Below are 13,057 nucleotides of genomic sequence, written 5' to 3'. Positions count from 1 at the left end.
ACTGGGGACCTTCGGGTCCCGCCAGGGTTCGCAAGTGCGGCGAATGGCAGCTTTGACGGGCGGCGATGCGGCATTCTGATCCAAGGCTGAAGGTCGGCTCTGGGCCGATCGCTACTGCCGGAACGGAATGACGTTCGAACCGCCGTTGGCGAAGGCGACCGCACCTTCACTGCGAATGGTGCTAATTGCCTCCTCGAATGCCGCTTGGTCGTCTTCGAAGAGATCATCCCAAACAATGGATGTCCCGTCTTCGGTAACGACTTCCAGAGACCAACCGTCCCCACCTTCGAGTTTGTAGATATCCACCTTGAACGGCACGCCATCCTCGACGACGCGCTGGGAGGCGCTGGAGATGACAAGGTTGGGTTCGCGTTCCATGTGAGCACCTCTTGGATCTTCCGCGGATGATAGAAGCACTGATGACGGAAGCCAATGTCCGCAAAGCGGGATGCTGTCGCAGCATCTGCAGTTACCTGCCGATGGCGGCTCTGGGCCGCGAGCGCCATATGCCCCGTCCTGGAGGCTTGCCCAGACTGCTGCACCGCCGCATGGCTACTTCGAGCCCTGAGCGGTCGGTCGTTTTCGGTCGCCAATGGAGCGTGCGCTGCAGTGCGGGACGAAACCACGGTCCCCCTTTGCCGCCGGTTATCCTGAACCGCGATCCGGCAGGATCGTGGTGAGCGTGATGGTGAAAGTGAAATTAGCACCCCGGACATTGGGCTCACTACGGGAATTCTGTGCTGCGCCGCTCCCGCATCAAGTCCAAATGGATCAAGAATGCCATCGAGAACGGGAGGATGGCCGATGCGGCGAGCAGGACCATCGTCGTTTCGGCGCCGACCTTGTCAATGAGCAATGCCCCAAGCGTTGGGGCGGCGGCGCCAGCCAACAGCATAGGGCGAGCCAAGCGACCCATTAGAGCGGCATATTGATCCGGACCGTAGAGCGCGAGCGGAAGAGCGCCGCGCGCGATGGACCAAAGGCCATTGCCTGCCCCGTAGGCGACGAGAGCAGCGGCGGCAGGCAATCCCAAGTGCAGGCCAAGGAAACCGGCGAACACGAGCATAGTCGCCGCGATCATCGTCCATATCGGATGATGTCGCCCCCCGCCCATCATTTCAATAACGCGGGCACCGACTTGGGATGGCCCGATCAAAGTACCGACCGCGATCGCTGCGGCCGTGGTGTAGCCCCCGACGGTCAGGATTGTCACCATGTGAATGGACCAGATGGTCGCGAGAAGTGTCAGCGCTACACCTGCAATGGCGATACAGAAAAACCGCATGTCGACAGCGCGGGCTGCGACATGTGGTTGCCTAGTCCGATCAGACTGCCTCGATCCCCATGCGGCAGAGGTGCGCGGCAAGGCCCACCAGCATAGCGGCAGCGTTCCGAAGATGTGGATGCCTGCATAGACCAGACAGGTCGTGCGCCAGCCGATGCCTTCGACCAGCCATGCGGAAAGCGGCCAGCACACGGTGCTGGCAAAGCCACCCCAGAGGGTCAGTTGCGTGATCGCGGATCGCGCATCACGTCCATAGGCGGCTCCCAGAACGGAGAAGGCAGCGTCGTAGAGCCCCGCAGCCATGCCGCAACCGAGGACGCTCCAAGCGAGTAGGTAGACCCATGGGGCGTGCGCCATGCTGAGAAGGAACAGACCAATGGCCATAAAGGCCGTCCCGAGGCAGAGGGTTGTTCTGCCACCGCTCCGGCCGATCCAGCGGCCGATTTTCGGTGCCGCCAAGCCTGACATGAGCAGGGCGACAGATGCCCCGGCGGAGATCAGGGCATGACCCCAGCCGGTATCTTCCGCGATCGCACCGGCCAGCGGGGCCAGCAGGTAATAGCTGCTGCCCCAGGCGAAGATCTGGATGATCCCGAGAGAAGACACGACTTTTGTGCGCGGCGGGATCATTGGCCTGTTGTGTCCTCGTCCGCGCAGCACTCGTCGACCAAGAAACCCACCAACGCCTTCATCGCAGGATATTCGGCGTGGCAATGGAGCGTGTTACCGCTGCGCTCCTGTCGGATCAGACCAACATCGAGCAGCTTTTTCAGATGATGCGACAGGGTCGATGCCGGAAGCCCAAGGGTATCCTGTACGCGACCGACCGGAGTGCCACTCTCACCGGCGCGCACCAGTGCCCGGTAGATGCACAGGCGTGTCGCGTTGCCGAGGGCGTCGAGTTGGCGGGAAGCTGTTTCGATGTTCATGGAAGTAGATGTGCGCGTGCTCTCGCAGGCGTCAACATCTATTTCCAGAGGTATCGAATTAGATTGTCTTCAGGTTCACCCGCGCCGACAGTTCGGCATGGCTTTCCTTCCGTTCGGAATAGCGGTCGACCAGATGATCGCGGATGTCGCGCGTCAGCAGGGTGAACTTCACCAGCTCCTCCATCACGTCGACGATACGGTCGTAATAGGGCGACGGTTTCATCCGCCCATCTTCCTCAAATTCGTTCCACGCCTTGGCAACCGAGGACTGGTTCGGGATGGTCAGCAGGCGCATCCAGCGCCCGAGAATGCGCAGCTGGTTGACCGTGTTGAAGCTCTGCGATCCACCAGAGACCTGCATCACCGCCAGCGTCTTGCCCTGCGTTGGGCGCACGGAGCCGAGCGAGAGCGGTATCCAGTCGATCTGCGCCTTCATGATGCTGGTCATGGCCCCGTGGCGTTCGGGGGAGGACCAGACCATGCCTTCGCACCACTGCACCAAATCGCGCAGCTCCGCCACCTTGGGGTGATCGGCTTCCACACTGTCGGGCAGCGGCAGATCACGGGGATCGAAGAACCGCGCCTCGGCCCCGAGGCGTTCGAGAACGCGCGCCGCCTCTTCGGCTGCAAGCCGCGAGAAGCTGCGCTCGCGCAGCGATCCGTAGAGCATCAGGATGCGCGGTGGGTGGGTGCAGCGGGTAGCAGGGAAAAGCGTGTCCGCGTCTGGCTGGCGTAGCAGAGTGTCGTCCAGGTTCGGCGTTTCAGGCAAGCCGTTCTCCTTCTTCGTTCAGGATCATTTCTCCGTCCTCCTTGAACAGCGGTCCGGGCGGCAACCGGTCCAGAAGGTCGAGAACGGTTTCAGAGGGGCGGCACAGGCGCACCCCCTTGGGCGTGCAGACAATGGGCCGGTTCACCAGGATCGGGTGTTCGATCATCGCATTCAGGAGCGTGTCATCAGGGACACCCGGTTCCAGAAGCCCCAGCGCCTCAGCGGGAGATTTCGTTTCCCGCAAGGCGCTGCGCGGGGTCAGCCCTGCCGCCGCGAACAGCGCCAGCAGCTGCGGGCGTGTCCAGCCTTCCTTCAGGTATTCGATGACGACCGGCTCTTCGCCGGTCGCTCGAAGGATCGCCAAGACGTTGCGGGAGGTCCCGCAATCCGGGTTGTGGTGGATGACGATGCTCATGCCGCTGGTTCGGGAAAGCGTGCGCGGGTGCGATTGGCAAAAGCCACGAGCGACAGCATCACCGGCACCTCGACCAGCACCCCTACCACCGTGGCCAGCGCCGCGCCGGAGTTCAGGCCAAAGAGCGAGATTGCTACCGCAACCGCCAGTTCGAAGAAGTTCGATGTTCCGATCAAGGCGCAGGGCGCGGCGATCCGGTGCGGCACCTTGAGGGCGAAGGCCGCGCCATAGGCCAGGGCGAAGATGCCGTAGCTCTGGATGATGATGGGCACCGCGATCAGCAAGATCACCGTCGGCTTGGCAAGGATCGTTTCCCCCTGAAGCCCGAAGAGGATGGCGACGGTTGCGATCAGCCCGACTACGGACCACGGCTTCACACGCGCCGAAAACGCATCAATCGCCGCCTTCGAGCCCAGCTTGCGACGGGTGATCAGACCGGCTGCCAAAGGCAGGACGACATAGAGCACCGTGGCCAGCACCAGCGTTTCCCACGGCACCGAAAGCTCCGTCACTCCCAGAAGAAGGGCCACGATCGGCGCGAAGGCCACCACCATGACCAGATCGTTCACCGAGACCTGCACCAGCGTGTAGGTGGCGTCGCCCTTTGTCAGCTGCGACCAGACGAAGACCATCGCCGTGCAGGGTGCGGCCCCGAGCAGGATCAGCCCCGCCGTATACTGGGCGGCATCTTCCGGGGAGATCAGCGGCGCGAAAACATGGTCAAAGAACAACACGGCCAGAAACGCCATGGTGAAAGGCTTGATCAGCCAGTTGACGGCCAGCGTAACCAAAAGCCCCTTGGGCTGGCGCGCGACACCGGCGACCGCGCCGAAGTCCACGCCCACCATCATCGGGTAGACCATGGCCCAGATCAGCACGGCCACGACAAGGTTCACGCTCGCGACCTCGGTCGCGGCAATGGCCTGCACAAGCCAGGGCGCGCCCTGACCAATCAGGACACCGGCAATCATCGCGAGCCCGACCCAGACGGTCAGGTAGCGTTCGAAAATACTCATGCAGTCACCTCGTTCGTCTGATCGGTCAACCGCCCCGAGGTCAGGGCCGCCAGGACGACCATGACCGCTGCCGTGCCCATGACGAGGGTCAACCCGCCGATCTGGTATGTCAGGCCGGAAAGAAGCGTACCGATCAGCCGACCGCCCGCATTGGCCATGTAGTAAAAGCCCACATCCATCGTGACCCGCTCAGATTTCGAGAAGGCGAGGATCAGGTAGGAGTGGAGCGAAGAATTCACGGCAAACAGCGCGCCGAAGGCCAGCAGGCCCACCACGAGCGTTACCGTCAGCCAGGTCTGCGGGGCAGGTGAGAGCGCCACGGCCACCGTTAGTGCTGCTGGCACGACGAAGAGCGCAAGCGCCCAGGCCCGGGCGGCACGGATCAGCTCGCCCTCAGGTTGGCTCGCCGCGCGCAGGATCTTCGGCGCGCTGGCCTGCACCATGCCGTAGAGGATGACCCAGACCGCCATGAAGGTGCCGATCATGAAGAAGGCGGTGCGGTTGCCATCCTCGGTGCCGTCCGAGAGCACCGCGTAAAAGTAGATCGGGATGCCCACCACGAACCAGACATCCCGCGCCCCGAACAGGAACACGCGCGCCGCCGACAGCCAGTTGACGTTGGCCGATTTCGAGAAGACCTCGGAGAACTTGGTGCCCTTCTTGCCCTTGGGCAGGCCCGCAGGCATGAACAGCACGACCGCGACGAGGATCACGCCTAGGACGGTGGCCATGCCCAGCACGGCCCAGTCGAAGCCAAGCACCGCCAGGAGCGCGGCGCCGAGCAGGAAGCCCAGCCCCTTCACGGCGTTTTTCGAGCCCGTCAGAACCGCGACCCAGCGAAACAGCCCGCCATCGCCCGAAGGGGCGAGCAGTTTTACCGCCGATTTCGAGGACATCTTGGCGAGGTCCTTGGCCACGCCCGAAAGCCCCTGGACGCACATCACGAAGGCGACCGAAGCCGCGATGCTCCAGCCCGGATCGAGTTGCGCCAGCGCAAGCAGCGCCACCACCTGCAACCCGAGCCCGGCATAGAGCGTCGATGTCAGGCCGAAACGAAGGGCGATCCAGCCAGCCGCGAGGTTGGTGATCATCCCGGCGACTTCGTAGAGGATGAATAGGTAGGCCAACTGCACCGCACTGAAGCCCAGCGTGTGGAAATGCAGCAGCACCAGCATCCTGAGCGCGCCATCGGTCAGCATGAAGGCCCAATAGGCCGCCGTGACGGCGATATAGGCGGACAGCCCTTCGGGACGGGCTTGCGCGGCGTTGCTCACAGCGAAGCCCCGACCATCAATGCCACGTCGACCAGCCGGTTGGCATAGCCCCATTCGTTGTCATACCAGGCGTATACCTTCAGCTGCGTCCCATTGATCACCATTGTCGACGGCGCGTCGATGATCGAGGAGCGCGGATCGTTGGTGTAATCGGTCGAGACCAGCGGGCGCGTCTCGTAGCCGAGGATGCCTTTCAGCGGGCCATTGGCCGCAGCCTCGAAGGCCGAGTTGACCTCTTCCGCTGTGACCTCGCGCTTCAGCTCGAAGACGCAGTCGGTCAGCGAGGCGTTGAGCAGCGGCACGCGCACGGCATGGCCGTTCAGACGGCCCTTCAGTTCCGGATAGATCAAGGTGATCGCGGTCGCCGAGCCGGTCGTCGTCGGGATCAGCGAGTTCAGCGCAGACCGCGCCCGACGCAGGTCCTTTGCCGGGCGGTCGACGATGGTTTGGGTATTGGTCACATCATGGATCGTGGTGATTGAGCCGTGCTTGATGCCGAAGGTCTCGTGAACCACCTTCACAACCGGCGCGAGGCAGTTGGTCGTGCAGGAAGCCGCGGTGACGATCCGGTGCTCGGCAGGATCATAGGTTTCGTCGTTGACGCCGTAGACGATGTTCGCGGCATTGCCGTCCTTCACCGGGGCGGAGACCACGACCTTCTTCACGCCCGCCTCGAAGTAGGGGGCAATCTTGGCCTCGGTCTTGAAAACGCCGGTGCAGTCGATCACCACATCGACGCCATCGAGCGGCAGGTCGGCAATCGCGCGTGCGCCGATGAACGTCAGGCGTGTGCCGTTGATCGTGACGCTTTCGGCGTCATGCGAGAACGCGGCATCCCAGCGTCCGTGGACCGTATCGAACTCGAGAAGATGCGCGTGCATCTCCGGATCACCCACAGCGTCGTTGATCCAGGCGATCTTGGCGCCGCTTTCGAGGAGAGGCTTGAGGGCGAGCTTGCCCATGCGACCTAGGCCATTCAGTGCGTAGGTGGTCATGCCAGTGTCTCGGGGCTGGCGCGGCCGATGTCGTCCACGGCTTTTTGCAATGCAATGCGGTCCAGGGTCTCGATCGGTAGGGCGACAAAGGCTTCGATCCGGTGCTTGAGTGCCCCGTAAGCTTGTTGGAAGGCCAGCGCTTTTTCAGCATTGGTTCCCTCGACTTTGACCGGGTCCGGCATACCCCAATGACCACTCACTGGCTGCCCCTCCCAAGCTGGGCATTCCTCGTTTGCCGCCTGATCGCAAACCGTAAAGACGAAGTCGAACTGCGGCGCATCGGAACGAGAAAACTCGGAGACATCCTTCGAGCGCAGGACGGAAGTGTCGTGCCCTTTGTCATGCAGAACCTGCACAGCGAAGGGGTTGAGCTGGGTCCCCGGCCGGGTCCCTGCAGAATACGCGATGAACCTATCGCCAGCGGCACTGCGCAGGAGAGACTCGGCGAAGATGGACCGCGCGGAGTTGCCCACGCAGATGAAGAGGACGTTGTATTTGCGGTCAGACATGGGGATGGCTCCTGTGCTGAAAGGCATGCAGATATCGGGACGGCCACGGCAGCAATCGCTGAACAGGTATCCGAACAGCCGTTGCACCGTGGTCATGTTGATCGCGTAGAGAAGCGACGTGCCCGCCCGTTGTTGCTCCACTAGCTGGTCCCGCGTTAGCGCGGACAGATAGGTGGACATCGTGCTCGCCTTGACGCCAAGCGTAGAGGCGATCTCCCCTGCCGGAACACGGTCAGGGTATCGGCGCATCAGCAGCCGGAAGATCGCCAGTCGCTGAGGGTGGCCGAGTGTGGACAGTTGGTCGGGAATCTCTTTTTCCATATTTCATGAAATAATAAAATAATGATTGCCTGCCAAGTGAAGGTTTTGTAACGGCCTGCTTCCGTCGAGGCAGCGCTCTGTTTATCGCCTCCACTTCAGTCTATGCGCATTGTGCCGTGCCCCTCGATGACCAAAGGTGATAACGGCAGACGGTATTTCGAGATCGGAACGGTTATGGCGAAGGAAATTGAACGCAAATTTCTGCTCAGCACGGATACTTGGCGCGAGCTCGCCACGCATAAGGTTGAGATCCGTGATGGCCTCTTGGCATTCCGTGATGGACGGAAAATCCGGGTGCGTTTCTGCGACGACAAGGCAACCCTCAGCGTCAAAGGTCCCAAGAAGGGTCTGACCCGCGACGAATTCGAATACGAAATTCCTGCCAGCGATGGCCTTGCCCTCTTAGAAGAGCATTGCGACGGGGCAATTCTGAAGAAGACTCGGTACTTCATCCCCCATGGTGGGTATGTCTGGACAGTTGACGAGTTTCAGGGCGTCCACACAGGCCTCGTGCTGGCCGAGATTGAACTGCCGAGCGAGGATGCTGAATTCGAGAAGCCGACATGGCTGGGGCGCGAAGTGTCGGGCAAGAGCCAGTATAGGCAGTCGTCGCTGTTCAAAAAGCACCGGCAGGCGACCAAGTAACCGCATTCACGCGAAAGTCGACGAGAGCCGCAAGGTCTCTCGGATGCAGCCTAAACCCCGCTTGCTGCGACTGCGAGCAACTCTAACGCTATGCTGCGTTTGCACCGGATGGTCGCCGAATGACCGAAAAGTCCGCCCTGCCGACCTTCATCCTCCGATGATGCTGCGCGATGGACGAATGGCCGGTCTAGTGAAGCTGCACCGCGGCGATCGGCAAGGGACTGAACGGCAGGTCAGGGCCGGTCTAGCATTCTGGGGTCAAATGGCGGCTTTTGGCTTGTCGCGGCTTGCAAATCTCCCGACGGTATATTGTACAGAATGTAATACATCCGTACGATTGGGCGCGAAAACCGCGGTTTTTCTGTGTTATCAGGTCGCTAAACTCCCGATCAATACGGCGCCAGCGTCTCCCGCATGTCGCGGAACTCGGCCAGCGCGCGCATAGTACGGCCTTCGTCAATGGTTGCCAGGTCGAGGATCACCGTGTTTGTCACCGTCATCGGCACCGCAAGGCTTTGCGACTCGCCCGCCTCGCCGCGCGACACCGCGATGTGGCGATCGGGGGGCGGGTCCAGTGCGGCGCCGCGCTTATCGGTGAGCGCCAGCGTCGTCGCGCCGCGCACGGCGGCCACCTGCATGATCCGCGCAACCGTTTCCGGCAGCTTGCGAAAGTTGATCAGCCACATCACATCGTCGCCGGTCATTCCAGCGACCTGTTCCAGCCATTGATGCTGCATCAGGGACAGGTCGACCGCGTCGTACCCCGACCGGCGCAAGCGCAGCGCAACGAGGTGGCACAGTGTGGCGGCGTGACTTTGCCCGAACATGAAGATCCGCCGCGCGCCCAGCAGCGCTTCGGAAAAGCCGCGGATTTCGGCATCGGTCACGCTGGCGCGCAAGCTTTCCAGCGCCGTGATCTCGCTGTCCAGAACCGAGGACAGAAGCCCGCTGTCCCCCGCCTTGGCCAGCCGGGCGGCGATACGGGCAGTGGGGTCCTCGAACTCGCCCTTGCCCTCGACCAGCCGCTGCTGAAGGAAGGCCCGGAACTCCGGGTATCCCTTGAACCCCAGCCGCCGTGCCAGCCTCACCGCCGAGGCGGGATGCACCCCGGCGCGAAAGCTCACCTCTTTGCCATTCTCCATCGCCGCGCGGATCGGATCGCGGACCATCACGCCAAGGATGCGGGCGTCCGCCTCGGTCAACTGGTCCGAGTGGCGGGTGATGAGGTCGTCCAGAAACGCGGAGTCGGGGTTTTGCATCGGCAGGAATGATCTCTCAAACGGGCCTTGTCGTCCAGCTCGGCAGGGTGCCGCGTCAGACGCGCGCGCCAGTTTGCATGTCGAACAGATGTGCGGCAGCTGCGTCGTATTCCAGCCAGATCCGGTCACCCGGGGCGGGAAGCTCCTGCCCGCGGTGGGCAATGGCGGACATGACACCCGACTGCGTCTGGCAGTGCAACACGACCTCTGATCCGGTCATTTCTGTCAGGGTCAGCCGAGCCTCGATGGACGCGGCGCCCGGTTTCTCGCGGTGCAGCCGCAGCGTGTCGGGGCGCAGGCCCAGCTCGACCCCGCGTCGCCCGGTCCAGCCCGTGATCGTGTCGGAGGTAACGAAGTTCATCTTCGGCGTGCCAAGGAAAGACGCAACGAAGCGGTTCACCGGATGGTCGTAGATCGCAGCCGGTGTGTCGAACTGCTGCAGGTGGCCGTCCTTCATCACCGCGATCCGGTCGGCAAGCGACAGTGCCTCTGTCTGGTCGTGGGTCACGAAGACGATGGTGGCGCCCAGCTGCTGATGGATCGTCTTGATCTCGGTCCGCATCGCGTTGCGCAGGGCGTTGTCGAGGTTCGACAGCGGCTCGTCCATCAGGAAGGTCGAGGTGTCGCGCGCCATGGCGCGGCCCATCGCCACTCGCTGGCGCTGGCCGCCGGATAGCGCGCCGGGCTTGCGGTCGAGGTAGGGTGTCAGCTGAAGCGTCTCGGCCACCTCACGGGCGCGGGCCTCGCGCGTCTTGCGGGGGACCTTGCGGAGTTCCAGGCCGAAGGCGATGTTTTCCAGCACTGACATGTGCGGATACAGCGCGTAGTTCTGAAAGATCATCGCGATGTTGCGGTCCTGCGGCGCAAGCGCGTTCGCGCGGCGACCGTCGATGATGATCTCGCCATCCTCGCAGCGTTCCAGTCCGGCAATCAGGCGCAGCAGGGTGGACTTGCCGCAGCCCGAAGGGCCGACGATGACGACGAATTCGCCGTCGCCGATGTCGAGGTCGACACCATGCAGGACCCGCGGGCCATTGGCATAGCTCTTGCGGATGTCGCGAAGGGTGATCGAGCTCATGCTGCCGTCTCCTTAAGGAATGCATCGCGGCGGGCGATGGCAAGGCTGGGGCGGTCGGTGGTGAACACCTTGGCGCCCAGACGCAGGGCGTGGTCGATCTGCGCGGCCGTATGGGCGGCCCAGCAGCCGAACTCCAGCCCCGTGCCCTGAAGGTGATCGCGCAGCGTTTCCGTGGCGGTGTCTACGTTGACGCCGATCTCGGGGATGCCATGACCCTTCGCCAGGTCCGCCACGGCGCTGGCACCAAGCTGGGTAAGCACCGGGGGGCTCACCAACCAAAGCAGGGGCCGGTCGGTGACATCGCGCAGTTCGCCGAGGGTTGGCAAGAGGAACGAGGTGAAGCCGGTTTTCGCCAGCATCCCGCAGCGTTCGATCTCGGCCACGACGCGGTGCGCGAAATCGGCATAGGCCACGCCGCCCGGTCCCGGCTTGATCTCGCAGCGCAGCGTGACGCGACTGTCTCTGTAGATGTCGCACAGCTCGGAAAGCGAGATCGGGTGCTGCCCGCCGGAATAGTCGATGACCGCGGCGCGCACTGCCGCCTCGGGCAGATCGCGGATCGCGCCCGTGCGGTCGGTGGTCCGGTCCAGCGTGGCGTCATGGTGTACCATGATCGCGCCGTCGGCGGTGGGATGGACGTCGAACTCCACCTCGTCCACGGCCATCGCGGCGGTGGTGCGGAAGCCGTGCGGCGTGCTGTCGCCGAATTCCAGCGTGCCACCCCGGTGCGAGGCGATACGGGCTACAAGGGAAAGATCAGTCATTGCGATGTCTTCTTGTTGGTGTTTCGGGGCCGCGCTCATTTCACCGCTCCCATCGTGATGCCGCGCACGAGGTGGCGCTCGACGAGGACGAAGCCCAGCAGGACCGGCAGGATGGTGATCGTCGAGGCCGCCATGACCAGCGGCCAATCGATCACGTCCTCGCCCGGGTTCACGCGGTACAGCCGCGCCAGCCCGATTTGCAGGGTGAAGAGGTCGCTTTCGCTGATCGCGACCAGCGGCCAGATGTAGTTGTTCCACTCGGCGATGAACAATTGCAGCGCCATCGAGAAGATCGCCGGCTTCGAGATCGGCACGATCACCCGCCACAGCACTTTCAGTGGCGTCGCCCCGTCCATGTAGGCCGCCTCGTCCAGCGCGCGGGGGATTCCGCGGATGTACTGGCGCAGGAAGAAGGCGGCGAAGCCCGACGATATCGCAGGCAGGATAAGGCCCGCATAGCTGTCCAGCATCCCGGCGCGCGCCAGCGTCAGATAATTCGGGATCAGCGTGATGTGGCTGGGGATCATCAGCGTCGCCACCACGGCACCGAACATCAGGTTGCCACCCGGGAATTCGAACCGGGCAAAGGCGAAGGCGGCCATCGTGGCGAACGAGATGCCCAGCAGCGTCACGATCCCCGACACGATCACCGAGTTCAGCAGATATCGGGCGAAGTTGTACTGCCCGACCGCCACGTCGTAGTTGCGCAGGGTGAAGTCGACCCCGCCGGAGTAATAGGCATCCGAAGTCTGGAAGCTCATCCAGATGGAATAGAGCACCGGCGACAGGAAGATGACGGCGGCCAGCAGCGTGAGGCCATTGATGAGCCAAAGGGCGCGGGCGGACGTTTCACGAGTCATAATGAACCCTCCGGCCGATCACGCGGGCCTTTACCAGGGCCAGCGCAATCAGGAAGATGAACAGCAGCACGGCCAGCGCAGACCCAGTGCCGATGTCGAACAGGGTAAAGCCCACGCGGTAGAGCATGTTGACGATCATGTCGGTCGCGCCCGCAGGACCGCCGCGTGTCATCACGTCGACGATGGTGAACACCTGGAACGCGTCGATCACCGAGATCACCAGCAGGAAATACGTGGTCGGCATCACCAGCGGGAAGGTCACGCGCCGGAACACATGGAACCGGCGACCGCCGTCCACCGCCGCCGCGTCGTAGTATTCCATCGAAATCGCCTGTAGCCCGGCGGTGTAGATGATGACGTCATAGCCGAGCTGTTTCCACGTGTTCACGAAGATGATGACGTACAGCGCAAGCTGCGGGTCCTGCATCCACGTCACCTTGTCGAAGCCCAGCAGGGCAATGAACCCATTGATCGCGCCGTAATCGGTCGAGAACACCCAGCTGAACACCACCGCGATTGACACGGTGGAGGTGACGGCGGGCAGGAAGATCGCGCCCCGCGAGATGCGCGACACCGCAGTCTCGCGGATCAGGAACGAGGCCACCGCCAGCGCCAGCGCCAGCCGCAGCGGCACCGAGATGAGCGCGAAGACCGCCGTGACCTTCAGCGAATTCCAGAAATCGCGCGTGGTCAGCAGCAGGCGGTAATTGTCGAGCCCGACCCACGGCTTGGTCGGCGACATGAAATCCCACTCGCGGAACGACAGGTTCACGCTTTGCAGGATCGGGTAGTAGGTGAAGACCGCCATGAAGCCCAGAAGGGGCAGCACGAACAGGTAGGGTGTCAGTTTGCGAAGCATATCGGGAAGAGTGCCTTGGGCGCGGGGACCACGGGACCGGACGGGAAAGGGGCCCCGTAGCGGGGCCCCTGACCGGTGG

The 13,057-nt window shown here is 62.9% G+C and carries 15 protein-coding genes; 1 reads left to right on the top strand and 14 read right to left on the bottom strand.

Annotated features, from left to right (window positions below; all coding sequences use genetic code 11):
- Positions 1-111 precede the first annotated feature (111 nt).
- From P73_RS19105 to P73_RS19065, 9 genes are all read right to left on the bottom strand, one after another.
- Positions 112-378, bottom strand: a complete 267-nt coding sequence (locus tag P73_RS19105) for a hypothetical protein (protein WP_017467736.1) — start codon at positions 376-378, stop codon at positions 112-114.
- Between the two features lie 346 nt (positions 379-724).
- Positions 725-1,915, bottom strand: a complete 1,191-nt coding sequence (locus P73_RS19100; protein WP_052453422.1) for an MFS transporter — start codon at positions 1,913-1,915, stop codon at positions 725-727.
- Positions 1,912-2,214, bottom strand: a complete 303-nt coding sequence (locus tag P73_RS19095) for an ArsR/SmtB family transcription factor (RefSeq protein WP_043870816.1) — start codon at positions 2,212-2,214, stop codon at positions 1,912-1,914. Before P73_RS19095 ends, P73_RS19100 begins: the two co-directional genes overlap by 4 nt.
- 58 nt (positions 2,215-2,272) lie before the next feature.
- On the bottom strand, positions 2,273-2,983 hold the full coding sequence (gene arsH, locus P73_RS19090) for an arsenical resistance protein ArsH (RefSeq protein WP_043870815.1): 711 nt from the start codon (positions 2,981-2,983) through the stop codon (positions 2,273-2,275).
- Positions 2,976-3,398 carry an arsenate reductase (glutaredoxin) gene (arsC, locus tag P73_RS19085; protein WP_043870814.1) on the bottom strand — a complete coding sequence of 141 codons (423 nt, stop codon included), beginning with the start codon at positions 3,396-3,398 and terminating at the stop codon, positions 2,976-2,978. The genes arsH and arsC overlap by 8 nt, the downstream gene beginning before the upstream one ends.
- Positions 3,395-4,414, bottom strand: a complete 1,020-nt coding sequence (gene arsB / locus P73_RS19080; RefSeq protein ID WP_043870813.1) for an ACR3 family arsenite efflux transporter — start codon at positions 4,412-4,414, stop codon at positions 3,395-3,397. The genes arsC and arsB overlap by 4 nt, the downstream gene beginning before the upstream one ends.
- Entirely contained in the window at positions 4,411-5,688 is a 1,278-nt protein-coding gene (gene arsJ / locus P73_RS19075; protein ID WP_043870812.1) for an organoarsenical effux MFS transporter ArsJ, read from the bottom strand. The genes arsB and arsJ overlap by 4 nt, the downstream gene beginning before the upstream one ends.
- Positions 5,685-6,683 (bottom strand): ArsJ-associated glyceraldehyde-3-phosphate dehydrogenase, encoded by a 999-nt coding sequence (locus P73_RS19070; RefSeq protein ID WP_043870811.1) that lies wholly within the window; start codon positions 6,681-6,683, stop codon positions 5,685-5,687. The genes arsJ and P73_RS19070 overlap by 4 nt, the downstream gene beginning before the upstream one ends.
- Positions 6,680-7,513 (bottom strand): arsenate reductase/protein-tyrosine-phosphatase family protein, encoded by an 834-nt coding sequence (locus P73_RS19065; protein ID WP_043870810.1) that lies wholly within the window; start codon positions 7,511-7,513, stop codon positions 6,680-6,682. The genes P73_RS19070 and P73_RS19065 overlap by 4 nt, the downstream gene beginning before the upstream one ends.
- 174 nt (positions 7,514-7,687) lie before the next feature.
- Here P73_RS19065 and P73_RS19060 point away from each other — a divergent pair, with 174 nt between their 5' ends.
- Complete coding sequence (locus P73_RS19060; RefSeq protein WP_043870809.1) at positions 7,688-8,158, top strand: CYTH domain-containing protein; 471 nt, start codon at positions 7,688-7,690, stop codon at positions 8,156-8,158.
- 389 nt (positions 8,159-8,547) lie between these two features.
- Here the strand turns inward: P73_RS19060 and P73_RS19055 are convergent, their stop codons facing one another.
- The 5 genes from P73_RS19055 to P73_RS19035 form a co-directional block, all read right to left on the bottom strand.
- Positions 8,548-9,360 (bottom strand): MurR/RpiR family transcriptional regulator, encoded by an 813-nt coding sequence (locus P73_RS19055; protein ID WP_217621808.1) that lies wholly within the window; start codon positions 9,358-9,360, stop codon positions 8,548-8,550.
- A 112-nt stretch (positions 9,361-9,472) separates the two neighbouring features.
- Entirely contained in the window at positions 9,473-10,495 is a 1,023-nt protein-coding gene (locus P73_RS19050; protein WP_043870807.1) for an ABC transporter ATP-binding protein, read from the bottom strand.
- The gene (locus P73_RS19045) at positions 10,492-11,259 is read right to left on the bottom strand and encodes a glycerophosphodiester phosphodiesterase family protein (protein ID WP_043870806.1); all 768 of its coding nucleotides are present in this window, start codon (positions 11,257-11,259) and stop codon (positions 10,492-10,494) included. Before P73_RS19045 ends, P73_RS19050 begins: the two co-directional genes overlap by 4 nt.
- Positions 11,260-11,294: 35 nt before the next feature.
- The gene (locus P73_RS19040) at positions 11,295-12,119 is read right to left on the bottom strand and encodes a carbohydrate ABC transporter permease (RefSeq protein ID WP_043870805.1); all 825 of its coding nucleotides are present in this window, start codon (positions 12,117-12,119) and stop codon (positions 11,295-11,297) included.
- Entirely contained in the window at positions 12,109-12,978 is an 870-nt protein-coding gene (locus P73_RS19035) for a carbohydrate ABC transporter permease (protein WP_043870804.1), read from the bottom strand. The genes P73_RS19040 and P73_RS19035 overlap by 11 nt, the downstream gene beginning before the upstream one ends.
- Positions 12,979-13,057 lie beyond the last annotated feature (79 nt).

Source organism: Celeribacter indicus, assembly GCF_000819565.1.
GTDB classification, from domain to species: domain Bacteria; phylum Pseudomonadota; class Alphaproteobacteria; order Rhodobacterales; family Rhodobacteraceae; genus Celeribacter; species Celeribacter indicus.
The sequence above is the reverse complement of the archived record's forward strand: the minus strand, read 5'-3'. Positions and strand labels throughout refer to the sequence as shown.

What these genes read in the sequence shown, in the direction of transcription:
- P73_RS19060 (WP_043870809.1), top strand. Translation starts at nt 7,688, where the DNA reads ATGGCGAAGGAAATTGAACGCAAATTTCTGCTCAGCACGGATACTTGG.
- arsC (WP_043870814.1), bottom strand. Translation starts at nt 3,398, where the DNA reads ATGAGCATCGTCATCCACCACAACCCGGATTGCGGGACCTCCCGCAAC.
- P73_RS19045 (WP_043870806.1), bottom strand. Translation starts at nt 11,259, where the DNA reads ATGACTGATCTTTCCCTTGTAGCCCGTATCGCCTCGCACCGGGGTGGC.
- P73_RS19040 (WP_043870805.1), bottom strand. Translation starts at nt 12,119, where the DNA reads ATGACTCGTGAAACGTCCGCCCGCGCCCTTTGGCTCATCAATGGCCTC.
- P73_RS19070 (WP_043870811.1), bottom strand. Translation starts at nt 6,683, where the DNA reads ATGACCACCTACGCACTGAATGGCCTAGGTCGCATGGGCAAGCTCGCC.
- P73_RS19095 (WP_043870816.1), bottom strand. Translation starts at nt 2,214, where the DNA reads ATGAACATCGAAACAGCTTCCCGCCAACTCGACGCCCTCGGCAACGCG.
- P73_RS19050 (WP_043870807.1), bottom strand. Translation starts at nt 10,495, where the DNA reads ATGAGCTCGATCACCCTTCGCGACATCCGCAAGAGCTATGCCAATGGC.
- P73_RS19065 (WP_043870810.1), bottom strand. Translation starts at nt 7,513, where the DNA reads ATGGAAAAAGAGATTCCCGACCAACTGTCCACACTCGGCCACCCTCAG.
- P73_RS19035 (WP_043870804.1), bottom strand. Translation starts at nt 12,978, where the DNA reads ATGCTTCGCAAACTGACACCCTACCTGTTCGTGCTGCCCCTTCTGGGC.
- P73_RS19105 (WP_017467736.1), bottom strand. Translation starts at nt 378, where the DNA reads ATGGAACGCGAACCCAACCTTGTCATCTCCAGCGCCTCCCAGCGCGTC.
- P73_RS19100 (WP_052453422.1), bottom strand. Translation starts at nt 1,915, where the DNA reads ATGATCCCGCCGCGCACAAAAGTCGTGTCTTCTCTCGGGATCATCCAG.
- arsB (WP_043870813.1), bottom strand. Translation starts at nt 4,414, where the DNA reads ATGAGTATTTTCGAACGCTACCTGACCGTCTGGGTCGGGCTCGCGATG.